This window comes from Paracidovorax valerianellae (assembly GCF_900102625.1).
GTDB lineage: Bacteria > Pseudomonadota > Gammaproteobacteria > Burkholderiales > Burkholderiaceae_C > Paracidovorax > Paracidovorax valerianellae.
The window spans coordinates 77,662-100,663 of record NZ_FMZC01000006.1 but is presented as its reverse complement, the minus strand read 5'-3'; the positions used below and the strand labels follow the sequence as shown (position 1 = coordinate 100,663).

Below are 23,002 nucleotides of genomic sequence, written 5' to 3'. Positions count from 1 at the left end.
AGGGCGAGCTTTTCAGGCCGCAGTGCTGGGCGCAGGCCGCGTGCGATAGAACTGCATGGGCACGGCCTGCATGTCCTTGGCGTGCTGGTTGATCACCGACTTCTTCATCTTGCCGACCACGTGCATTTCGCACGGCTTGCAGTCGAAGCGCAGGGTGAGCTTTTCCTTGCCGTTGATGAGCTGCAGCGGCTCGGCCTTGATCGTGCCTTTCACGCCGATCACGCCCTTGGCCTGCTTGGGGCACAGGCTCATCGAAAAGCGCACGCAGTGCTTGGTGATCATCAGGCTCACCTCGCCTTCCTCTTCCTTCGACTCGTAGGCCGCGTCGATCACCTTGACGCCATGCTTCATGTAGAAGTCGTGCGCCTTCTGGTTGAACACGTTGGCCAGGTAGGTGAGCGTGTCTTCCGGGAACGGCGCCGGCGGCTCCACGGGCTCGGCGCGCGGAAGGCGCACCAGGCCGGATGCGCGGGCGGCTTCGAGCGCGGCCACCGCATCGCGGCGCAGCTGGTTCAGCGCCGATGCTGGAACGAACCACGGCTGCGACAGGGTCAGCGCGATGTCGTGCACCGAAAACAGCGTGGCGCCGAAGCGGCCGAGCTGCTCGCGCAGGGTGGCCTCCGCCTGGGCCGCATCGGTGGCGCGCTGGTGCGGGTGAACGGTGGTGGCGCTGCCGACGAAGCCATCCTCGTCGGTCAGCGTGAGGTCGAAGCCGTCGGGGGTTTCGGACAGTTGCGCCCACAGGCCGATGCGCCGGTCGCTCGACTTCTTGTCCAGCGTGCGCACCCAGTCCATGTCGCGGTTGCGGTTGATCTCCAGGCCTTTGCGCAAGTCCTTGAAGCCGGCGATGGGGTCCTTGGGGAACACCCGCCACAGGCCCTTCTTGGCATTGACGGCTTCCGCGCGGTTGATCTGCAGGCCGACCAGTTCCTTTTGCAGGTCGTAGTAGCAAAGGCCATCGCCGTTGTGCAGCACGGTGTCGGGGCTCGACAGTTCCAGTTCGGCGAAGGTCTCGCCCACCTTGGTCACCCAGCCGATGGCCCGCCCAGGCGTCTTGGGCGTGTCGAACGCACCGATGTCGTCCTTGCGGCCGTTGACGAAATAGTCGGTGAACTCGCGGTTGAAGTTCTGGTCCGGATCAGGCGTGAAAGTGAAGGTCGTGCGGCCGGACGACGAGCGCGCCAGCGGCTCGGCCGAGAACTCGCGCTGCTCGATGATTTCGTCCAGCAGCTTGCGGTAGTGCGCCGTGATGTTCTTCACGTAGCCCATGTCCTTGTAGCGGCCCTCGATCTCGAAGCTGCGCACGCCCGCATCGATCAGCGCCCGCAGGTTGTCGCTCTGGTTGTTGTCCTTCATCGACAGCACGTGCTTTTCGTGGGCGATGATGCGGCCGCTGCTGTCCAGCACCTCGTAGGGCAGGCGGCAGGCCTGGTTGCAGTCGCCCCGGTTGGCGCTGCGCCCGGTGTGCGCATGGGTGATGTAGCACTGGCCCGAATAGGCCACGCACAGCGCGCCATGCACGAAGAATTCGATGGTGGTGCGCGCCGGGTCGGTGGCGGCGCGCACGGCGGCGATCTCCTGCAGATCGAGCTCGCGCGCCAGCACGATCTGCGACAGCCCTGCGTCCTGCAGGAAGCGCGCTTTCTCGGGCGTGCGGATGTCGGTCTGGGTGCTGGCGTGCAACTGGATGGGCGGCAGGTCCAGCTCCAGCAGGCCCATGTCCTGAATGATGAGCGCGTCGGCGCCCGCGTTGTACACCTGCCAGGCCATCTCCCGGGCGCCTTCCAGCTCGTCGTCGCGCAGGATGGTATTGAGCGTGACGAAGATGCGGCTGTGAAAACGGTGCGCGTGGCGCACCAGGCGCTCCAGGTCGTGCAGCTCGTTGCCGGCACCGGCGCGGGCCCCGAAGGCCGGGCCGCCGATGTACACGGCGTCGGCCCCGTGGTTGATGGCTTCGATGCCGATATCGGCGTCACGCGCCGGGGAAAGCAGTTCGATCTGGTGGGGCAGCAAAGACATGGGGCGCGATTATCCCAGCGGGCGCCGGCGCTGCCTACCAGCGCCGCTGCGCCCCACGTGGCGAGCCCTTGCATTAGCACCTCGAATGGCTCGCAATCTGCACTGAATTGGTGCTGATTCTCCCAAAAACGGTGCGCGGCGCCGCTAGCATACGCACGCCTTGCCGCCGGCCCTGGCGGCTTTTCGACCACAAGGATGGAGACTTTGACCGTGCTGAACGCTTCCCGACTGAGTTTTAACCTGCGCTCCACCGCGCTGGCCTGCGTGGCCCTCACCGCCTGCGGCGCCGCAATGGCCCAGGACGTGCAGACCGTCAAGATCGGCCACGTCGGCCCGCTCTCGGGCGGCATCGCCCACATCGGCAAGGACACCGAAAACGGCGTGCGCATGGCGGTGGACGACCTCAACGGACAGAACCTGGTCATCGGCGGCAAGAAGATCCGCTTCGAACTGGCGGCCGAAGACGACGCCGGCGACCCGCGCCAGGCCACGGGCGTGGCCCAGAAGCTGTGCGACCTGAAGGTTGCGGGCGTGGTCGGCCACCTGCAATCCGGCACGTCGATCCCCGCATCCTCCATTTATGACAAGTGCGATCTGCCCCACATCACGGCGGCCGCCACCAACCCCGACCTGACCAAGCCCGGCTACAGGACCACCTTCCGCCTGATCGCCAACGACAGCGCGCTGGGCGCCGCGCTGGCGCTGTATGCCGCCGATCACCTCAAGCTCAAGACCGTGGCCATCATCGACGACCGCACGGCCTACGGCCAGGGCGTGGCGGCGGTGTTCAAGGCGACGGCGCTGCAAAAGGGCCTGACGGTGGTGTCCGAAGAGTTCACCAACGACAAGGCCACGGACTTCATGGCCATCCTCACGTCCATCAAGTCCAAGAAGCCCGACGGCATCTTCTACGGCGGCCTCGACGCGCAGGCCGGCCCGATGCTGCGCCAGATGGACCAGCTGGGCCTCGGATCGGTGAAGTATTTCGGCGGCGACGCCCTGTGCACCGAAAAGCTGCCCGACCTGTCGTCCAAGGCGGCCGCGCTCAAGAACGTGACCTGCGCCACCGGCGGCGCCTCGGTCACCAAGATGCAGGGCGGCGCCGACTGGAAGCAGCGCTACGACGCCAAGTTCCCCGGCCAGTTCCAGATCTACAGCCCGTACGCCTACGACGCGGCCATGGTGCTGGTGGATGCGATGAAGCGCGCCAACTCCGTGGATCCCAAGGTGTACACGCCGTTCCTCGCCAAGACCCAGTACAAGGGCGTGACGGCCAACATCGCGTTCACGCCCAAGGGCGAGCTGACGACACCGGCCGTCACGCTGTACCACTACCCCGCGAACGCGCGGGTGGCGCTGAACTGACGCCTGGCTGGTCCCCCATCCGTCGCTGCCCCTTTCCGCCTTTCCGCGCAGCCTGGCTGCCGTGAGGTCGGGCGGTGGCGGGTGGTAGCAGGGTGGTTATTCGTTACAGTGGCGGCTTCGCCCCGCGCCGCCGCCGATGCCCTCCCTTTCGCGATTTTCTTGTGATGCTCAGGCCCCTGAACGGGGCCTTCGGGCGTTGGCGCTGCATGCGGGTGCCGCCCCGTCCGGCGCTGGCGGCGGCACGGCGGGATTGATCGGCGTCCGGCACGGCAGCGTGCCGGTGCCGTTCGCACAGCACACGGAGAACTGACCATGCGCATGGGATTCGGATTGGTGGGCCTGCTGGTGGCCCTGGCGATTGTGGCGGTGCTGGTGAAAAAGCAGATGGGCGCCACCCGCGTCGCCGTGCCTGTGGTGTCGGTACCGGGCGCGCAGCCGCCGGCCAGCGGTGCGTCCGCCGCGACGGTGCGCGAACAAAGCCAGCAGGTCCAGCAACAGGTCAAGCAGCAGGTCGAGGCCCTCATGCAGCAGGCCCGGCCGATGCCGGAAGACGAATCCAAGTGAAATCGGCCTCCCACCCTAGAGAATCATGCGCTGACAGCTATAAAAGTAATAGCAAATGACCCTTGCGACCAAGGACGACGATGCCCGCTGGATGCGCCTGGCCCTGGCCCAGGCCCGCGCTGCGGGCGAGGCCGGTGAGGTGCCCGTGGGCGCGGTGGTAGTGCGCGGCGGCGAGGTGATCGCCACAGGCCGCAACGCCCCGATTGCCGGTCACGACCCCACGGCCCATGCCGAGATCGCCGCGCTGCGGGCCGCCGCTGCGCACCTGGGCAACTACCGGCTCGACGGCTGCACGCTTTATGTGACCCTGGAGCCCTGTGCCATGTGCAGCGGCGCCATGCTGCACGCCCGCCTGCCGCGCGTGGTGTACGGCGCGGCGGACGCCAAGACCGGCGCCGCCGGCTCGGTCGTGGACCTGTTCGCCGAGCCGCGGCTGAACCACCACACCCAGGTGCAGCGCGGTGTGCTGGCCGAGGAGTGCGGTGCCCTGCTGAGCGACTTCTTTCGCCAGCGGCGCGGCCAGCGGCGCGCGCAGGCCCTGGCCGCCCATCCGCTGCGCGACGACGCCCTGCGCACGCCCGACGCGGCGTTCGCCGACCTGCCGGGCTACCCCTGGGCGCCGCACTACATGAGCGATCTGCCCGCGCTCGGCGGGCTGCGGCTGCACTACCTGGACGAAGGCCCGCGCGATGCTGCCCGGACCTGGCTGTGCCTGCACGGGCTGCCAACGGGCAGCTACCTGTATCGGCACATGCTGCCGGTGTTCGCTGCGGCGGGCGACCGCGTGGTGGTGCCGGACCTGATCGGCTTCGGCCGCAGCGACAAGCCCAAGAAAGAGGCCGCGCACCGCTTCGAATGGCACCGGCAGGTGCTGATCGAGTGCATCGAACGGCTTGACCTGCGCCACACCGTGCTGGTGGTGCATGGCTGGGGCGGCGCGCTGGGGCTGACGCTGCCCATGGCTTTGCCGGGCCGGTTCGACGGCCTGCTGGCCATGAACACATGGCTGGCCGGCGGACAGGCGCCACAGCCCGCCCGCCTGGCGGCGTGGCAGGCCGACTGCGCCCGCGCCGGCCGCAGCCAAGGCGGGGCGGGCCGTTGGGTGGCCCAGGCTTGCGCCCACTTGTCCGCCCAAGAGCAGGCGGCCTATGACTCACCGTTTCCCGATGTGGGCTTTCGTGCCGCGCTGCGGGCGCTTCCACTGACGGGGCTGTCCGCGCTGGACGGGCCGGAACGCGATGCGATCGCACGCGACGCGGCGGCCTTCTGGCAGAACGAGTGGGCTGGCCGCAGCCTGCTGGTCGCGGGCACGCCCGATGCCGCCCTGGGCCCTGAGGCCATGCAGGCGCTGCACGCCGCGGTGCGCGGCAGCCCGCCGCCCCTGGCACTGGCCGGCGCCGGGCATTTCGTGCCGGAGCAGGGCGCCGAGATCGCCGCGCGGGCTGTGGAATACTTCCGCCTCTAGCGCGCCGGCATGGCTCCGGCGCACACACCGCATCCACCGGAGCAGGCCCGCGCGGCCTGAATGCCTTGTCTCTTGATTCCCACGACGACCACGCCCATTGCGGCCACGACCACGGCCCCCGGCACATCTACATCTATTCGCCGTCCAGCGCGGTGCGTGACAAGGCGGCTTTCAAGCGCGGCGTGGCCCGCTTGAAAGCCATGGGCCATGAGGTCGAGGTGGATGCCGACGCGCTGGCGACCCACACGCGATTCGCCGGCGACGACGCCACCCGGCTCGCGGCCATCCACCGCGCGGCCGCCAGCGGCGCCGATCTGGCGTTGATCTCGCGCGGCGGCTACGGCCTCACCCGCATCCTGCCGGGCATCCGCTACAAGGCGGTCGCCAAGGCAGTGGCGGGCGGCACCCGCTTCGTCGGCGTGAGCGATTTCACGGCGTTCCAGAACGCGCTGCTGGCCAAGACCGGCGCCATCACCTGGGCCGGCCCGTCGCTGGTGGGCGACCTGGGCACCGAGGGCGAGCCCGACGACATCATGCTGGCCTGCCTGGACGACCTGCTCACCGGCCACGGCGAAGGCAGCGGCTGGCGCATGAATACCGAAAAGCCCAACGCCGCCGGCCAGCCCGCCGTGCGCGACATCTACGTGAAAAGCGCGCAACTGTGGGGCGGCAATCTGGCCGTGCTGGGCTCGCTGGTTGGCACGCCCTACCTGCCGGCGGTGCGCGGCGGCATTCTGTTCATCGAAGATGTGAACGAGCACCCTTACCGCGTTGAGCGCCTGCTCACCCAGCTGCTGCACGCTGGCGTGCTCGCGCAGCAAAAGGCGGTGATCCTGGGCCAGTTCACCGATTACCGCCTGGCACCGCACGACAAGGGCTTCAAGCTGCAAAGTGTGGTGGACTGGCTGCGCACGCAGATCAAGGCGCCCGTGCTCACCAATCTGCCTTTCGGCCATGTGGCGACCAAGGTGCTGCTGCCTGTGGGCGCTTCGGTGTCGTTGTCGGTCGAAGGGCGCGACGCGCTGTTGTACTGGGGACACACCCACTGACGAGGCCGGGGCACCGCCCCGTGCCCGGCGGTGCGGCACGCCGCACGGGGGCAGGGCCGGCCCCATAATTTGCATTCCGTTGCCATTCTTTCCTTCACGTGCCAGCTCCCCTCGCGTGTGTGCACGCCCCCTCGACCCTCTTCCGTCCCTGCGCCTTTGAGCCTCGGCGCGCTGTGATGCCAATGGCAATTTTCGGCATCGGCCAAAGGCCAGCGGCATGACCCTCTCCGGCAATCCATTGCACACCGTCGTCTTCGCCGACATCGCGGGCAGCACCGCGCTGTTCGAAGCCGTCGGCAACGAGCGCGCGACCGCTGCGGTCACCCAATTGACCGACTGGATCGGCGAGACCGTCACATCGCACGGCGGCCGCGTGGTCAAGACGCTGGGCGACGGCGTGCTGGGGGTGTTCGAAGACGGAGCCTCCGGCGTGGCCGCCATGGCGGCCATGATGCGCAGCCACCGGCACCGCATGCACGCCTGGCCGCGCGAGCTGCGCCTGGACCTGCGGGCGGGCCTGGCCAGCGGCGAGATCGTGCAGGTCGATGGCGACTGCTATGGCGACGCCGTGAACGTGGCGGCACGCCTTTCCGAGCGCGCCGGCCCGCGCGAAATCTGGGCCACCGAAACCACCGTCGAGCAAGCCGGCACGGTGGAAGGCACCTGGTTCGTGCGGCTGGGCGCCATGGACCTGCGCGGCCGCTCCGAACCCATCGTGATGTACCAGGTCGAGTGGCGCGACGGCGAAGAGGGCGATTCGGTCACCATGCAGGCGGCGCTGCCCAGCGCCGTGATGCCGCTCGATTCGGGCAGCGCGTGCCTGGAGTTGTCCTGGGGTAGTGCGCACCGCGCTTTTTTGTCCACACAGGCGCCCGTGCACCTGGGCCGGGCCACGCAGGCGCAGGTGCATGTGGCCGACCCGCGCGTTTCGCGCCTGCACGCCCGCATCGACTGGCGCAACGGTACCTTTGTGCTCACCGACCTCAGCAGCTTCGGCACCTGGGTGCACTTCGGGGGCGGCAGCACCTCCGTCAACCTGCGGCGCGACGCCTGCCTGTTGCACGGCACCGGGCTGATCGCACTCGGCGTGCCGCTGGGCAAGGCCGGCGGGCCGACGGTGGGCTTTCGCGTGACGGGCGGCATCGTGCTGCCGCACTGAAGCAGCAGCTGTTTTTTGCCGGCAGCCCCAAGCACCAGCGGCCGTCCGTTCCATCGAGAAGCGAGAACCCATGCGCCATGCCCCATTGATCGAACTCACCCGCGGCGGAATCCCCGAAAGCCTGCATGCCGGCTCGGTCGCCGTGACCGACCGTCACGGCCGGCTGCTGGCGCAGGTGGGCGACCCGTTGTCGCGGGTGTTCACGCGCTCGACCATCAAGGCGTTTCAGGCGCTGCCGCTGCTGCGCTCTGGCGGCATCGAGGCCCTGGGCTGGGGCGAGCGTGAACTGGCCCTGCTATGCGCCAGCCACAACGGCGAGGCGCAGCATGTGGAGGTGGTGCAGGGCATGCTGGGCAGCGTGGGCCAGAGCCATACCGTGCTGCGCTGCGGCTGTCATGTGCCGATGTTCGCGGCGCTCGGCCTTGGCACGCTGGCGCCGGGTTTCGTGCCCGACGAGCGCCATCACAACTGCAGCGGAAAGCACGCGGGTTTCGTGGCCTATTGCGTGCAGCAGGGCCTGCCGCTCGCCGATTACACCGATCCCGCGCACCCGCTGCAGACCGAGGTGCGAAACGAGGTGGCGGCTGCGGTGGGGTTGTCGCCCGACGACATGGCGATAGGCATCGACGGCTGCTCGGCGCCCAACTACGCCGTGCCGCTCGCTCACCTGGCGCGGGGCTACGCCCGGCTGGCCGGCGAAGCGCCGGCCGATGGCGAACTGGGGCAATACCTGGCGCCGCTGGCCGATGCCATGGTGGCCTTCCCGGCGCTGGGGTCGGGCACTGGGCGGCACGACGCCGACTTCATGCGCATCGGCGGCGGCGACTGGGTGTCCAAGACGGGCGCGGATGGCGTGCAGGTGCTGGGCAGCCGCAGCCGGGGCGAGGCCTTCGCGCTCAAGGTCATGGACGGCAACATGACGGCGCAGGTCGCCGCGAGCGTCGAAGTGCTGGACCAGCTCGGCTGGCTGAGCGCAGCGCAGCGCGAGGCGTTGCAGCCCTGGCGATCGGCACCGCTGCTGAGCGCGCGCGGCGTGCCCGTGGGCGAACGCCGGCCGGTGTTCCGGCTGGAGCGCCCGGCGGTTTAAGTAAAAAAGGCCTCCAGCGCTTTAAGGATAAGCGCTGGCAGCTACAAAAACGGTAGCAAACGGCCAGGTATCCGGCAGGATGTAGGCCACGCCGGCCGACTGGCCGAACACCGGCGCGACGAGCCGGTCGTAGAACGCCGCGTCCACATTCACGCAGCCATAAGAGATGCGCTTGTCCTCTGCGCTGCCGCGGGTCAGCCGCTCGCGGCGGCGCTCCGCAGGGCTCACGCTGCGCAGCCGGTGCAGGGACACGGCGGCGTCGTAGTCGATCCAGACGATGTCATCGCCCCCCAGGTTCAGGCCGGGCTCGGTCAGAAAGCGGCCGGCCGGGGTGGTGCGCTCTTCAGGGCGGATTTGCGACAGCGGCTTGTCGCCGATGCCCGGCACCGTGGCGTCCCCACGCGCCGACCCCAGCAGCACCGCCGCGCTGCCGCGCCACCGCCCATCGGGCGCGAACACATGCATGCGCGCGTGGAGCTTGTCGATCACGGCGAACGGCAGGTCGCCGTTGTCCGCCGTGCCCTGCACCCAGCGCACCAGTTGCAGGGCCTGCGCCGAAGTCCCCTCGGGGGGCCACGTGGCGCCGGCGGCCCGGGCGCCGGCGCTGGGCAGCAGGGCCGACGCCGCGACGGCGGCAATGAACGTGCGGCGATGGAGGGCGGCGTGCGCAGGGGCGGTCGTCATGCGAGGGTAGGGCGGCAGGGGCGGCATTGCCGAGGCGTGGAAAGTGCGGTGCATGCTAGCCCTTGAGAGCAGCATTCGCGGGTTTGGGCGAATAATGGGCGCTTCTTTTTCGTTCTCCGGATTTTCACGCCATGTTCGAGCGCTTTCGCAAAGCCTTCGCCCTGGGCATTCGCCCCGACGATCCTCCGCGCCCTGTGTCGCTGGAAGACACCGAGCAGTGGGCGGCCGCGCAAGGGCTGGCGTTCTCCCGCACGGCTGAGCCCGGCGGATTCCTGCTGCTGGGCCAGTACGAAGGCCGCACCTGGCGGCTGGAGTGCGGCGCGCCCCAGCGCCACTACCTGCGGGGCACCGAACTGCGTGCCCGCATCGACGTCGGCGTGCGGCCCGATCTGGCGTTGATGCTGGTGTCCCGCCCGCTCAAGGAAGCGCTGGAGGGCGAGGCCTACGGCGCCTTCACCGACACGCTTCAGACCTCCCTCACCGGCGACCTGCCCGAGGAAGTGCGCTGGCTGGCCATGTTCGAGGAGATGGCCTGGCCCGGCGTGCCGCTCGCTTTCTGGCAGCACTTCGCCGTGGTGGGCGAGGGTGGCGGCCATGCCAAGCGCTGGGTTCAGGAAACGATGATTGCCCATCTGCTGGAGATGCTGCTCCCCAGCCAGGGCGAGCCCGAAGACTCGGGCGTGCGGCCGCCGAAAGCCCCGCCGCTCATGCTGATGGTGGCGCGCGGCAAGGTCTCGCTGCGCATGGAATACCCGGGCGATCACCTGCATGCGCTGGCCGACGCGGTGGTGCTGCTGCACGAAGCGGCCCGCAGCGCCGTGCAGCACCTGCCGCAGGGCACGGCCGACGAGGGCTGAGCGCCGCCGCCGGCAAGCGCTGGACGCGCTCGGCACCTTGGATTTTTGTGGGCTTGCAGTTGCCACGCGGCAGGTTTGCCGCTGGCTGGTTCGCTAAAGGCTGAAGGGCTGGCGGATTGCTCGCGAGCCCATCGCCCTCTCAACAACCGCGTGTGACGGGTGGCTCCACCGTGCTGCCGTAGGGCGCGTACTTGCCCAGCTCCCACTTGGCGATGGCATTGCGGTGCACTTCGTCCGGGCCGTCGGCGAAGCGCAGCGTGCGTGCATTGGCGTAGGCATAGGCGAGCGGGAAGTCGTCGCACATGCCGCCGCCGCCGTGCACCTGCATGGCCCAGTCGATCACCTGGCACGCCATGCTGGGCGCCACCACCTTGATCATGGCGATCTCGGTGCGGGCCACCTTGTTGCCGGCCACGTCCATCAGCCAGGCGGCTTTCAGCGTGAGCAGGCGGGCCATGTCGATCTTGCAGCGCGCTTCGGCGATGCGTTCCTGCGTCACGGTCTGCTGCGCCACGGGCTTGCCGAAGGCGGTGCGGCTGCTGGCGCGGCGGCACATCAGTTCGAGCGCGCGTTCGGCCAGGCCGATGAGCCGCATGCAGTGGTGGATGCGGCCTGGGCCCAGGCGGCCCTGGGCGATCTCGAAGCCACGCCCCTCACCCAGCAGGATGTTGGAGGCCGGCACGCGCACGTTCTCGAACACCATTTCGACGTGGCCGTGGGGCGCGTCGTCGTAGCCGAACACGTTCAGCGGGCGCAGGATGCGGATGCCGGGCGCATCGGCAGGCACCAGCACCATGCTCTGCTGCGAATGGCGGGCCGCCTCGGGGTCGCTTTTGCCCATGGTGATGAACACCGAGCATCGTGGGTCCGCCGCGCCGGAAATCCACCACTTGCGGCCGTTGATGACGTATTCGTCGCCGTCGCGTTCGATGCGCGTTTCTATGTTGGTCGCATCGCTCGAAGCGACGTCGGGCTCGGTCATCGCGAAGGCCGAGCGGATCTTGCCTTCCAGCAGCGGCTTGAGCCAGCGTGCCTTGTTCTCTTCGCTGCCGTAGCGGGCGATGGTTTCCATGTTGCCGGTGTCGGGTGCCGAGCAGTTGAACACCTCGCTGGCCCATGGCACGCGGCCCATGATTTCGGCCAGGGGCGCGTATTCCTGGTTGGTCAGCCCCGCACCGTCGTAGCCCGAAGCCGCCGCGCTGTCCACCGGCAGGAACAGGTTCCACAACCCCGCCGCGCGGGCCTTGGGCTTGAGCTGCTCGATGGTGTCGAGCGCGGTCCAGCGCTTGCCGGCGGCGGTGTTTGCCGCCAGTTCGGCGGCATAGGCGGGCTCCGAGGGGTAGATGTGTTCGTCCATGAACCGGCGCAGGCGGGCCTGCAGGTCCTGGGTCTTGGGGGAGTAATCAAAATCCATCGTGTTCCTCCGTTTGAAAGGCTGGGTGCAGGCGGGCGCGGTCGTGGCGCGCCCACCGTAGATCACATGCGCTGGGCGAATCCCCAGGCCATCTGGGCCAGGGGCCGCGCCCCTTCGCCCGATGTGCGGGCCTGGGCGCTGGAGGCGGTGCCGGCTTCGACCCGCTTGGCGATCCCTTGCAGGATCGAGGCGAGCCGGAACAGGTTGTAGGCCAGGTAGAAGTTCCAGTCGGCGCGCAGCGCCTCGGGCGTGGTGAAGCCGGTGCGTTCGCAATAGCGGCGGATGTACTCGGCCTCGTCCGGAATGCCCAGCGCGGCGATGTCCAGCCCCGCGATGCCGCGGAACATGCCCGGCGGAATGTGCCAGGCCATGCAGTGGTAGCTGAAATCGGCCAGCGGATGGCCCAGGGTGGACAGCTCCCAGTCGAGCACCGCGATCACGCGGTTCTCGGTGGGGTGGAACATGAGGTTGTCGAGCCGGAAATCGCCATGCACGATGGACACGCGGTTTTCGTCGCGCGCGCTGGCCGGAATGTGCGCGGGCAGCCATTCCATGAGCCGGTCCATCTCCTCGATGGGCTGGGTGATGGAGGCGACGTACTGCTTGCTCCAGCGGCCGATCTGCCGGTCGAAATAGTTGCCCGGCTTGCCGTAGCTCGCCAGGCCCCTTTCGGCGAAACGCACGCTGTGCAGCGCCGAGATCACGCGGTTCATTTCGTCGTAGATGGCGCCGCGCTCGGCCGGCTGCAGGCCGGGCAGCGATTGGTCCCAAAGCACGCGGCCTTCCATGAACTCCATCACGTAGAACGCGCGGCCGATGACCGATTCGTCCTCGCACAGCACGTGCATCCGGGGCACGGGCACGTCGGTGCCGGCCAGTCCGCTCATCACGGCGAACTCGCGCTCGATCGCATGCGCCGATGGCAGCAGTTTCGCGACCGGCCCGGGCTTGGCGCGCATCACGTAGCTGCGCCCGGGCGTGACGAGCTTGTAGGTCGGGTTGGACTGGCCGCCCTTGAACATCTCCACCGTCAACGGGCCTTCGAAACCGTCCAGGTGCCGGCCCAGCCAGTCGCTCAGGGCCTGGGTGTCGAACGCATGCTGGTCAGAGACGGGCCGGGTGCCGATGAAGTGGTCGTAGTTGCTCATGGAGTGCGAGGGATGGAGATGGGGGCGGCGGTCAGTTGTCGGTTTCTGCGATGCGCATCAGGGCTTCGCGGTCACGCACCACGAGGCCGCCGGGTTCTATGCGGATGGCGTCCTCGCGCTCCATCGATTTCAGTTCCTGGTTCACGCGCTGGCGTGAAGCGCCCAGCAACTGGGCCAGTTCTTCCTGGGCCAGCTGCAGGCCGATGCGCATTTCGCGCCCGTCCGACAGGCTGGGAATGCCGTAGCTGCGCACCAGGTGCAGCAACTGCTTGGCCAGGCGCGCGCGCAGGGGCAGGGTGTTGAGGTCTTCCACCAGGCCGTAGAGCTGGCGGATGCGCCGTGCATGCAGGCGCAGCATGGCTTCGTAGAACTCCACGTGCGCGCTGAGGATCTTGCGGAAGTCCGCCTTCGCCACGCACAGGATGGTCGTGTCGCCATGCGCGTAGGCATCGTGCGTGCGCCGGTCCCCGTCGAAGATCGCCACATCGCCAAACCAGATGCCCGGCTCCACATAGGTGAGCGTGATCTGCTTGCCCGAGATCGACGTGGAGCTCACCCGCACCGCACCGCGGGCGCAAGCGATCCACTCCTCGGGCGGGTCGCCGCGGGCGGCGATCAGGCCGCCGTCCTTGAAACGTTTGACGTACGCGCATCGGAGAATGTCGTGCCGCAGAGAGGGAGAAAGGGAAGAGAACCAGCGACCGGTGTTGATCGCTTCACGTTCTTCGATGGTAAGAATGGGGTCGTCCATGGTCTGTCTTTTGGGTGACTGGTAGCGCTTTCATTGTCGCGCGCGGGACCGGCGCCACTGCCTCTCGTTGTCCCGAGGCTGTCGCCTGTGCGTCTGGCGGGCACGCGCAGCGGCGCAGCGCCCACTGCCGTCTCGGGCAGGCGCTGAGGTTGAGGGTCAAAGGCCCCGTACCGCCGCTATCTATGGTTCGTTAGCTATCTTATTGATAGCGAGCGCCGCGTTTTTCCAGAAACGCGGCAATGCCCTCGCCGGCATTGGGGTGCTGCAGGTTTCGCACGAAATGCTGGCGCTCCTGGGCCAGTTGCGCGGTGAGCGTGTTCTGCGGTGCGTCGCCGATCAGCTCCTTCATGCTGGCCAGTGCATTGGGCGCGCGGTCGTTCAATGTGGCGGCCAGTTCGAGCGCGCAAGCCAGTGCCGAGCCGGCCTGCGAAAGCCGGTTGACCACGCCCAGCGCATGCAGCCGCTCCGCCTCCACCTTGCCGCCGGCCATCAGCATCTCGGTGGCCAGTTGGCGCGGCACGGCGTGCGCGAGGCTCCAGCTCGCGCCACCGTCGGGTGACAGGCCGATGTTGCTGTACGACGTGCTGAACGTCGCATTGCGTGCGGCCACGATCAGATCGCAGGCCAGCGCCAGCGAAAAACCGGCGCCCGCTGCCGCACCTTCGACAGCGGCGATCACCGGTTTGGGATAGGCGCGGATGGTTTCGATCCAGTGGTGCAGCGCCTCCACGCCTTGCGCCTGCGCTTCGGCGTTTTCCTGGCGCCGTTCCAGCAGCCGCTGCAGGTTGCCGCCCGCGCAGAAGGTGCCGTCGGCACCGGTGATCACCACGCAGCGCACATCCGTGCTGCGGTCGGTGCCGTTCAATGCTTCGATGCCCGCCGCATAGATGGCCGGATCGAGCGCGTTGCGCATCTCCGGGTGGCGAATGGTCAGCACGAGGGTCTGGCCGTGGGTGGTGCTCTGAAGCTGTGCGGGCATGGGCGCCTAAGGTGAAGGAACGACGAAAGGGTGCCGGACACCGGTCCGGCTGTGGAGAGTGCCAGGGGCGCTTGCTGTCTACGCTGTTTACTCTTCTTCGTGCAGCAGGCTGAGCCCGATCGCACCGCGCCGGCGCAGCCAGGGGCTGGGGCGGTAGCGCGTGTCGCCGTATACCGTCTGCATGTTGAACAGCACTTCCAGGATATTGGTCGGCCCCCAGCGATTGCCCATGGCCAGTGGCCCGAGCGGGTACCCCAGGCCCAGCGTGACCGCGGTTTCCAGGTCGGCAGGGCTGCAGATGCCTTGCTGGCAGATGTCGCTGGCGATGTTCACGATGGTGGCCACCACACGCTGCGTGACGAAGCCGCCGCTGTCGCGGATCACGCTCACCGGCTTGCCGTCGCGGGCAAAGAGCGCGTGGGCCGCATTGCGGATGTCCACGCGCGTGGCGGGGTTCGTGGCCAGCACGCGGCGGCGCGTGGCGCCGTCTTCCACCAGCATGTCGATGCCGATGGTGCGTGCGGGGTCGAGTCGTTCGACCACGGCCACTGTGGTGATGTCGAAGCCTAGGGGCGCCACCAATGTGATGGCGGTGGGCGAGGGCGATGTGCCGGTTTCGATCTGCGCGCCCAGGTCTTTCAGCAACTGGTACAGCTCGGCCCGCCGTGCAGCGCGGGGCGACACCCAGACCGGCGGCACCGTGTCCACCACCGGCGCAGGCGGCTCAGCCGGCACTTGCGCAGCCCCGTCGGCATAGCGATAGAAGCCTTCGCCGGTTTTCTTGCCGAGCATGCCGCCGGCCAGGCGCTGGGCGGTGATCACGCTTGGGCGGTAGCGGGGCTCTTCGAAATACTGGTGGTAGATCGACTCCATCACCGGGTGCGACACGTCGAGCGCGGTCAGGTCCATCAGCTCGAAAGGCCCCAGCTTGAAGCCGACCTGGTCGCGCAGGATGCGGTCCACCGTGGCGAAATCGGTGATGCCCTCGTTCACGATCCGCAGCGCCTCGGTGCCGAAGCCGCGGCCCGCGTGGTTGACGATGAAGCCGGGCGTGTCCTGCGCGCGCACGGGCGTGTGCCCCATGCAGCGTGCGTGCGCTGCGAGCCGCTCGCACACGGCGGGGTCGGTGCGCAGGCCGGCGATGACCTCCACGACCTTCATCAACGGCACGGGATTGAAGAAATGAAAACCCGCCAATCGCTGGGGGTGTTTGAGCGCTGCCCCGATGGCCGTCACCGAAAGGGAGGAGGTGTTGCTTGCCAGCACGGTATCTGTGGCGACAATGCGCTCCATCTGCGCAAAAAGCGACTGCTTGGCGTCGAGGCGCTCCACAATGGCCTCCACGATCAGGTCGCACTGCGCCAGATCTTCCAGGGAGGACACCGCCGTCACCCGTGATTGCCAGTCGGAGGCCTGGCTCTCGGACACGCGGCCCTTGCCTACAAGGCGCAGCCATTGCTGCTTGATATGGTGAATCGCTTCGCCCGCAGAATCGGGACGCGCGTCAAATAGAAGAACATTGCTGCCGGCCTGTGCCGCCATCTGGGCAATGCCCTGGCCCATGGCACCGGTGCCTATGATGCCCACGAATGAGAATGGGTTGCTGGTCATGGGGCGCATTATGGCGGCGGCTTATTGGGGAGGACTTATGTGCCAGAATGGGCCGAACAAAAAAGAAACTGTTGTGAAAATAAGTAACGCGATTCTTGGTGCCAGCTTGTCGATGGTTGCTTGCAGCGCCACGGCACTTTCGCTGGGCGCGAGCCGCGGGGCTGTCGTTCTGGGGGCACCGGTGGATCTGGTCTTCGAGATCCAGCCTGATCCGGGAACCGATGTGGATGCGTCCTGCGTGGCCGCCCGGCTCGTTTCCGGCGAAACCCCCGTTCCTGATTCCAAGGTGCGAATCACGCCGCTGCCGGCAGCCGGTGGCCGTTCCGCTGCAGTGCGCGTGCAGGCCAATATCTCCGCCGACGAACCCATTCTGACCGCTACCCTCACTGCCGGATGCCGCGGCGGTGTTACACGAAACTACACATTTTTTGCCCAGCTGCCCGAGTCGGCGGCCGGTGCTTCGCGTCCCGTGGACATCGGCCAACTGGCCCGGCCCCGTCCTGGCGCGAATGCAGCTGCTACCAACGCTGGAGGCTTGGCCAGCCAAGGCGCCGCAACTGGTACTGGCGCCACTGGCGCTGGCACTGAAAACACCCCCCGCAGGCCAGCCGCCGCTCCTCGTCCACCCCGGGCGGAATCGCGCCCTCCAGCCGTTGCGGCGGCTCCCCGTGCCAGCACCGCCCCGGCACCAGGCCGGGCCGCCATCCCCCGTGCCCCGGAGCCCGCACCTGCCGAACGCCCCCGTCTGGTGATGGAACCGCTGGATGTATGGCTCGATGCGCCTCTGCCACTGCGCGCGGCGCCCGAAATGGCCGCGCCGACCGTTGCCGATGCCAGCCCCCAGCGCACAGAAGCCGCTGCATTGTGGAAGGCGCTGAACACGCCGGTGGAAGAACTGCAGCAGTCCGCAGCACGCACCGGCAAGCTGGAAGCCGAAGTGGCGGCCCAGCGCGCCCAGGCCGCGTCGGACCGCACCACTGCGGCCGAATTGAAGCAGCAGCTCGAGGCCGCTGAATCCGAGCGTTTTTCGTCCATGGTGGTGTACGGGCTTCTGGCGCTGCTGGCATTGGCCCTGGGCCTGGCCGCCTGGATGTGGATGCGCGCACGTCGCCAGTCCGAACTCGCCTGGGACCACGCCGTGGCAGCCAGCGGTGGCCTGGGGACGGTGGGCGGTGTGGTGGTGGTGGACGGCCCTGCGGGGCGTGAATCCATTCAGACCGCTCCCCAGCCTGCCGACGATTGGACCAGCGTGCCGGCACCCGCTCCGGTTTCGGCCCCCGTGCCGATGGCGGTGCCCGTTCCCGTGCCTGTTCCGGTCCCCACGCCGGCGCCCGCACCGGCCAAACCCCCGGTCCGCTCGGCGACGCTGCCCGAGCGCACGCCACCGCCGGTGGTGCGACGTACCGAGCCTTCGATGCGCAGCGCGCCCGCGCCGCTGGCACCGACGGCCCCCTCCCCGGTCCAGGCGCCAAAGCCTTCACCGGTGTCGATCCCATCTCCGGCGTCTCCGGCGCCTTTGGCATCCGTGCTGCGGGCCTTGCCCATCGTGCATCCGGAAGACCTGTTCGACATCCAGCAGCAGGCCGACTTCTTCGTTTCGGTGGGCGAGCACGACCAGGCCATCGGGGTGCTCAAGCGTCACATCGCCGAGCACGGAGAAACCTCGCCCTTCGCGTATCTGGAGCTGCTGCGCCTGTATCACACGCTGAGCCGGGTGGAGAGCTTCAACCAGTTGCGCGCCCAGTTCCAGGCGCAGTTCAATGCGAACGTGCCGGAGTTTTCTTCGTTCCACCGCACCGGCCACACGCTGGAGAGCTACACCGAAGCGCTGGCGGCCATCGAGGCCGAATGGTCGTCGCCCGACGTGCTCGACACGCTGGAAGGCTGCCTGTTCCGGCGCGGTGAAGACGCGATCGCCTCGCCGTTCGATCTGGCTGCCTACGACGACCTGCTGCTGTTGCTGGCCATCGCCCAGACCACGCCGGCCAGCGCCCGTGGCGCACCGCCGCCGCGCACCCGCACCACGCCGCTCACGCCGCCGCCCGACGACTTCGTGTTGCCCACGCTCGTTGCCTCACCGCGTGAGCCGGCACTCGATAGCCGCGAGCAGGAACTGCAGTCGCTCGACTCGCTCTCGGCCGGGTTCTCCTGGGAGTCGATCCCCGCACCGCTGGCGCCCAAGCCGATCTCCGAGGCCATGCTGGACATCGACCTGACCGATCCGCCGCCCCTCACGCAAAGCGACCTGCCACCCGTGCCGGTCACCGCGCCGCCACCGGCCGGCCAGCCGATCGGGTTCGGCATGGAGAACGACAAGCTGGAACTGCGGCTGGAACTGGAAGAGTTGGAGCGCAAGCGCACCGACAAGTAGGCTGGTGGCTGATAAGCCCAAGACGGCAAAAGCAGAAAAAGGAAAAGGCCCCGCGGGGCCTTTTCCTTTTTCCGCTTTCTTTTACGCCTTCAGCGGCGCATCGAGCACGGCTTCAAGCGTTCGGTCGATTTGGGCGTTGGGTCGTCCGAGGGGACCGGGTCAGCCCGCCATGCGCGCCATCAGGTTTTGCGCGGCCCCCTCTGGGTCCGCCGCGTTCACCAGGGCCCGCACCACGGCGATCGATCCCACGCCGGTCGCCAGTACCTCTTCGAACTGGTCCGCGCCGATGCCGCCGATGGCAACCATCGGGTAGTGGCGCATCAGCCGTGCATAGCCAGCCAACCGTGCCACGCCTTGTGGCACGGTGGCCATCTTCTTGAGCGTGGTGGGAAACACCGCGCCCATGGCCACGTAGCTGGGCGATGCGGCATCGGCACGCACCATTTCCGCGTAGCCGTGGGTGCTGACGCCCAGACGCAGGCCCGCGTCGCGAATGGCCTGGAGTTGCTCGGGCTGCAGGGCGTCCAGGTCCTCCTGGCCCAGGTGCACGCCGTAAGCGCCCGCATCGATGGCGGCCTGCCAGTGGTCATTGATGAACAGCAGCGCGGGCGTGCCGCGCACGGCTTCGACGGCAGCCCTGACTTCACGCGCGATGGAATCGGTTTCTGTGGTCTTGTAGCGCAGCTGAACGGTCGGTACGCCGGCGCGGGCCATGCGGCCCACCCATTGGGCGTCGGGCAGCACGGCATAGAGGCCGAGTTGCTGGGGGCAGGCGGGAAAAGGCTGGCGGTGCGGCAGCGGCTGCAGTCCGAAGTCTTCAGGGGCATCGGGCCACTGTGCGGCATCGAAGCCGTCGCTGCGGTCCGTTTGCGCCTGCCAGGCCCGGGCGAGGCACTCGGCATCGCTGGCGATAAAGCCCAATGCGCTGCAAGCCTCCAGCGCCGCTCGGTATACCGGGGCGCCCGATAGCGGCACGGGAGCCGGCTGGGACGGGAAGTCGGCAAAGGCGGCGCCATGCGCGGCCACGATGGCGCGCACCGATGCAGCGTGCCCCGAAGCGCTTCCGTGCAGCATTTCAGCCATGGTCGTGGTGCCAGAAAGGGGTGCCCAGCACGGGGGTGCTGGGCTGGGCGGCCTCTTGCGCGGCCATGGCGCCCGCAAGGCGGGCGGTGTGGCCGGCCTGCACTGCGTCGGCGAAGGCGCCGGCCATGGCCACGGGGTCTTGCGCCAGGGCGACGGCGGTGTTCAGCAGCACGCCGTCGTAGCCCCATTCCATGACCTGGCAGGCATGCGAGGGCAGGCCCAGTCCGGCGTCCACGAGCATGGGTACGTCGAGCCGCTCGCGCAACAGTTGCAGCGCATACGGGTTGACGGGGCCGCGGCCGGTGCCGATGGGCGCGGCCCAGGGCATGACGGCCTGGCAGCCCACATCGACGAGGCGCTGGCACAGCACGAGGTCTTCGGTGCAGTACGGCAGCACCTGGAACCCGTCGCGAATCAATTGCGAGGCGGCATCGACGAGGTTCAGCGTGTCCGGCTGCAGGGTGTAGTCGTCTCCGATCAGTTCGAGCTTGATCCATGGCGTGCCGAACACTTCGCGGGCCATCTGCGCAGTGGTGATGGCTTCCTGCACGCTGTGGCAGCCGGCGGTGTTGGGCAGCACGGGCACGTTCAGGCGCTTGAGCAGGTCCCAGAAGCCGCTGCCGGTCTCGGCCGCGTTGCTGCCCTGGCGGCGCAGCGAGGCGGTCACCATGGCGGGCCGGGCGCGCTGCACGGCGGCTTCGAGCACGCTGGGCGAGGGGTAGCGGGCCGTGCCCAGCAGCAGGCGGCTGGAAAAGCGCTGGCCGTACAGGACCAGCGCGTCGTCGGTTTTGTCGGTGTCGGAAGGGGAGAGGGATGGCATGGCGCTCAGCCGCCCGTCACGGGCGAGATCACTTCCACCCGGTCGCCGGAGGCGAGCTGGCGCAGGTGGTATTGGGTATTGGGAACGAAAACGGTGTTCACGGCCACGGCGTAGGGCGGGCGCGCGGCGATGGCGGCCAGCGCGTCGGCGACCGTGGCGGTCTCCGGCAGGGTGGTGGCGGTCTGGTTGATGGTGATGTTCATGGAGAAAGGGCAGCCTCTTCGGCGAGGTGCAGGGCCAGATCGAAACGGGGGGCCAGCGCCGATTGTCCTTCGTTCAGCAATTCCATCACCACGTCAAGGATGGCCGGGGCGATCATGAAGCCATGGCGGTACAGGCCGTTCACCTCCAGCACGCGCGGGCGCACCTGGCGGACGGCGGGCAGGTTGTCGGGCAGGGTGGGGCGGCACTGGGTGGCGACTTCCAGAATGCGGGCTTCGGCAAAGCCCGAGTGCACCGCGTAGGCCGCGCTCAGCAGCTCCAGGGTGGAGCGCACGCTGGCGGGCGACAGGTCGTCCGATTCGATCTCGGTCGCGCCGATCACGAACAGGTGGTCTTCCTTGGGCGCGATGTAGATCGGGTAGCGCGGGTGCACCAGGCGCGTGGGGCGCCGCAGCGTCACCTCGGGCGCATGCACGCGCACGACCTCGCCGCGCACGCCGCGCAGCGCGCTCCACTGTGTGCGCGCGCCCAGGCCCCGGCAGTCGATCACCCAGTCGGGCTGGCCGGGCGTGCCGGGCGAGAAATCGGTGGGTGCGCGCGGGCTGTTCCAGTGCGCCTGTACGCCCAGGCTGGCGAAGCTGGCCTGCAGCGCTGCCAACAGCTGCCGATTGTCCAGTTGGCCTTCGCCCGGCAGATACAGGCCCTGGGCGAAGCGCTGGCCCACGGCGGGTTCGTGCGCCTGCACGCCGGCGGCGTCCAGCACCTGCAATGCGGGCAGCTCGGGCAGCGCGGCGTTGGTGCGTTCGAGCTGGCCGCGCAGCCGCGCGGCGTCGGGCGCATCCTGGCGGTGCCAGAGGATCAGCGTGCCTTCCTGCTGAAAGAAGACAGGCGCTTCCAGCCGGGCCAGCAACTGGGGCCAGCGGGTGAGCGCGTGGTGGCCCATGCGCACCACGCCGGGCTCGGTCACGGCCGATTCGGCCAGTGGTGCCAGCATGGCGGCCGCGACACGCGCTGCGGCGCCCTGCGCGTCGGGGCCGGCGGCCTCGTAGATCGAGACGGCATGGCCCTGGCGGGCCAGCTCCACCGCGAGCAGCCGGCCCATGAGGCCCGCGCCCAGAATGGCGATGGAAGAGGGGGAAGAAGAAGAGAGGAGGGGGCGCATCGGATCCGTCTGTCTGCAAGCCAACAGGGGGACAAAACGGGAAGGCTCCGCCGATGAAACTCCCCACGCCAGCATGATCTGGATCGGGTCGCGGGGCCTGCTGGGCGGGGTGTGGTCCGCCGGCCCCAGGGTATGTTCTCAGTCGCGCGCCATGGGCGGGACACCCCTGTTTCGTCCGTCCCGGGATTACAGCACAGAGCCCGCACCCGCCGTTTTGACCTGGCGCATGGGCCATAATTTTTGCCCATGAACACAGAGACCCCTTCGCCATCGGCCGTGCGCCGCTACGCACGCGTGCTGTCGATCGCCGGATCGGACAGCGGCGGCGGAGCGGGCATCCAGGCCGACCTCAAAACCTTCAGCGCGCTGGGCTGCTACGGCATGACCGCCATCACCGCGCTGACGGCGCAGAACACGCAAGGCGTGCGCGCCATCCACGGCGTGCCCCCGGACATGCTGCGCCAGCAGATCGACGCCGTGGTGGAAGACATCGGTGTCGATGCCGTCAAGATCGGCATGCTGCATTCGCCCGAAACCGTGCGGGTGGTGGCCGACGCCCTGCGCCGCCACCGCCTGCCGCACGTGGTGCTCGACCCCGTGATGGTCGCCACCAGCGGCGACCGGCTCATCGCGCCCGAGACCGTGGGCGTGCTGGTGGACGAGCTGTTTCCCCTGGCCGCGCTGATCACCCCCAACCTCGACGAAGCCGCGCTGCTGCTGCGCCGGCCGGTGGACGGTGCCGAGGCACTCGACCGCGCGGCGCAGGACCTGCTGGCGCTGGGCGCACCCGCCGTGCTGCTCAAGGGCGGGCACCTGCCCGGTGACTGGGTGATCGACGTGCTGGCCGGGCCGAACGGGTTGCAGCACCGGCTGCAGTCCGCGCGCATCGCCACGCACAACGGGCACGGAACGGGGTGCACGCTGTCGTCCGCCATCGCGGCGCACCTGGCGCTCGGCCACCCTTTGATACAGGCCGTGGAGCAGGCGCGTGCCTACATCCTGGCCGCCATCGCAGCCGGGGCCGACGTGCACACCGGCCGGGGCCACGGGCCGCTGAACCATGGGCACAGCCCGGTGGCGCAGCACATCCTGACGGGCTGAAGGGCGGCGGCTGGCGCGTGCAACGCGGCGGCTTTCAGGCGCTTGTCACGCCCCCGCCAAAGGGGAAGCCTTCAGCGGGATTTGCTATAAAAATAATAGCTATATACCGGCGTATTCATTGCGCTGGAGGCCAATTTGACCAATGGTCATT

At 68.5% G+C, this 23,002-nt stretch carries 20 protein-coding genes; 9 read left to right on the top strand and 11 right to left on the bottom strand.

The genetic code is table 11. The features are described from left to right. Positions 1-12: 12 nt before the first annotated feature. Positions 13-2,019 (bottom strand): peptidase U32 family protein, encoded by a 2,007-nt coding sequence (locus tag BLT03_RS11650; protein WP_092743780.1) that lies wholly within the window; start codon positions 2,017-2,019, stop codon positions 13-15. A gap of 291 nt (positions 2,020-2,310) precedes the next feature. On the opposite strand from BLT03_RS11650, the gene BLT03_RS11645 reads away from it, so the two are divergent. The 6 genes from BLT03_RS11645 (at position 2,311) to BLT03_RS11620 (ending at position 8,708) form a co-directional block, all read left to right on the top strand. Further along, positions 2,311-3,384, top strand: coding sequence for a branched-chain amino acid ABC transporter substrate-binding protein (locus tag BLT03_RS11645; protein ID WP_434802388.1), 1,074 nt, complete (start codon positions 2,311-2,313; stop codon positions 3,382-3,384). 312 nt (positions 3,385-3,696) lie between these two features. Continuing rightward, positions 3,697-3,948, top strand: coding sequence for a hypothetical protein (locus tag BLT03_RS11640; protein WP_092743778.1), 252 nt, complete (start codon positions 3,697-3,699; stop codon positions 3,946-3,948). Between the two features lie 55 nt (positions 3,949-4,003). Then, a complete protein-coding gene (gene tadA, locus BLT03_RS11635) occupies positions 4,004-5,413 on the top strand; it encodes a tRNA adenosine(34) deaminase TadA (RefSeq protein WP_092743776.1) in 1,410 nt (469 codons plus the stop codon). 65 nt (positions 5,414-5,478) lie between these two features. Further along, positions 5,479-6,462: an LD-carboxypeptidase gene (locus tag BLT03_RS11630; RefSeq protein WP_092743774.1), complete on the top strand. Its 984-nt coding sequence runs from the start codon at positions 5,479-5,481 to the stop codon at positions 6,460-6,462. Between the two features lie 217 nt (positions 6,463-6,679). Beyond that, positions 6,680-7,621, top strand: coding sequence for an adenylate/guanylate cyclase domain-containing protein (locus tag BLT03_RS11625; protein WP_092743772.1), 942 nt, complete (start codon positions 6,680-6,682; stop codon positions 7,619-7,621). 70 nt (positions 7,622-7,691) lie between these two features. Further along, positions 7,692-8,708: an asparaginase gene (locus BLT03_RS11620; protein WP_092743770.1), complete on the top strand. Its 1,017-nt coding sequence runs from the start codon at positions 7,692-7,694 to the stop codon at positions 8,706-8,708. Positions 8,709-8,729: 21 nt separating this feature from the next. Here the strand turns inward: BLT03_RS11620 and BLT03_RS11615 are convergent, their stop codons facing one another. Continuing rightward, positions 8,730-9,392 (bottom strand): hypothetical protein, encoded by a 663-nt coding sequence (locus tag BLT03_RS11615; RefSeq protein ID WP_245711342.1) that lies wholly within the window; start codon positions 9,390-9,392, stop codon positions 8,730-8,732. Positions 9,393-9,523: 131 nt separating this feature from the next. Here BLT03_RS11615 and BLT03_RS11610 point away from each other — a divergent pair, with 131 nt between their 5' ends. Next, positions 9,524-10,249: a hypothetical protein gene (locus BLT03_RS11610; RefSeq protein WP_092743768.1), complete on the top strand. Its 726-nt coding sequence runs from the start codon at positions 9,524-9,526 to the stop codon at positions 10,247-10,249. 139 nt (positions 10,250-10,388) lie between these two features. On the opposite strand, the gene BLT03_RS11605 is transcribed toward BLT03_RS11610, so the two are convergent. The 5 genes from BLT03_RS11605 to BLT03_RS11585 all read right to left on the bottom strand — a co-directional run bounded on the left by BLT03_RS11605 (position 10,389) and on the right by BLT03_RS11585 (position 16,152). Next, positions 10,389-11,663, bottom strand: coding sequence for an acyl-CoA dehydrogenase family protein (locus BLT03_RS11605; protein ID WP_092743766.1), 1,275 nt, complete (start codon positions 11,661-11,663; stop codon positions 10,389-10,391). Positions 11,664-11,725: 62 nt separating this feature from the next. Then, a complete protein-coding gene (locus tag BLT03_RS11600) occupies positions 11,726-12,811 on the bottom strand; it encodes a phosphotransferase (protein ID WP_092743764.1) in 1,086 nt (361 codons plus the stop codon). A 31-nt stretch (positions 12,812-12,842) separates the two neighbouring features. After that, on the bottom strand, positions 12,843-13,562 hold the full coding sequence (locus BLT03_RS11595; protein ID WP_092743762.1) for a Crp/Fnr family transcriptional regulator: 720 nt from the start codon (positions 13,560-13,562) through the stop codon (positions 12,843-12,845). A 199-nt stretch (positions 13,563-13,761) separates the two neighbouring features. Further along, positions 13,762-14,541 (bottom strand): oxepin-CoA hydrolase, alternative type, encoded by a 780-nt coding sequence (locus BLT03_RS11590; RefSeq protein ID WP_092743760.1) that lies wholly within the window; start codon positions 14,539-14,541, stop codon positions 13,762-13,764. 87 nt (positions 14,542-14,628) lie between these two features. Next, the gene (locus BLT03_RS11585; RefSeq protein WP_092743758.1) at positions 14,629-16,152 is read right to left on the bottom strand and encodes a 3-hydroxyacyl-CoA dehydrogenase; all 1,524 of its coding nucleotides are present in this window, start codon (positions 16,150-16,152) and stop codon (positions 14,629-14,631) included. 751 nt (positions 16,153-16,903) lie between these two features. On the opposite strand from BLT03_RS11585, the gene BLT03_RS24460 reads away from it, so the two are divergent. Continuing rightward, positions 16,904-18,523 (top strand): hypothetical protein, encoded by a 1,620-nt coding sequence (locus BLT03_RS24460; RefSeq protein WP_245711341.1) that lies wholly within the window; start codon positions 16,904-16,906, stop codon positions 18,521-18,523. Between the two features lie 159 nt (positions 18,524-18,682). Here the strand turns inward: BLT03_RS24460 and thiE are convergent, their stop codons facing one another. Genes thiE through BLT03_RS11560 form a run of 4 tightly spaced genes read right to left on the bottom strand, consistent with a single transcriptional unit; the run spans position 18,683 to position 21,750 of the window. Continuing rightward, complete coding sequence (thiE, locus tag BLT03_RS11575; protein WP_245711340.1) at positions 18,683-19,606, bottom strand: thiamine phosphate synthase; 924 nt, start codon at positions 19,604-19,606, stop codon at positions 18,683-18,685. Continuing rightward, positions 19,599-20,426, bottom strand: a complete 828-nt coding sequence (locus BLT03_RS11570; RefSeq protein WP_092743752.1) for a thiazole synthase — start codon at positions 20,424-20,426, stop codon at positions 19,599-19,601. The genes thiE and BLT03_RS11570 overlap by 8 nt, the downstream gene beginning before the upstream one ends. A gap of 5 nt (positions 20,427-20,431) precedes the next feature. Then, positions 20,432-20,629 carry a sulfur carrier protein ThiS gene (gene thiS, locus BLT03_RS11565; RefSeq protein ID WP_092743750.1) on the bottom strand — a complete coding sequence of 66 codons (198 nt, stop codon included), beginning with the start codon at positions 20,627-20,629 and terminating at the stop codon, positions 20,432-20,434. Further along, positions 20,626-21,750 (bottom strand): FAD-dependent oxidoreductase, encoded by a 1,125-nt coding sequence (locus BLT03_RS11560; RefSeq protein ID WP_092743748.1) that lies wholly within the window; start codon positions 21,748-21,750, stop codon positions 20,626-20,628. The genes thiS and BLT03_RS11560 overlap by 4 nt, the downstream gene beginning before the upstream one ends. A gap of 246 nt (positions 21,751-21,996) precedes the next feature. Here BLT03_RS11560 and thiD point away from each other — a divergent pair, with 246 nt between their 5' ends. Then, a complete protein-coding gene (gene thiD, locus BLT03_RS11555) occupies positions 21,997-22,851 on the top strand; it encodes a bifunctional hydroxymethylpyrimidine kinase/phosphomethylpyrimidine kinase (RefSeq protein WP_092743746.1) in 855 nt (284 codons plus the stop codon). Positions 22,852-23,002: the final 151 nt, after the last annotated feature.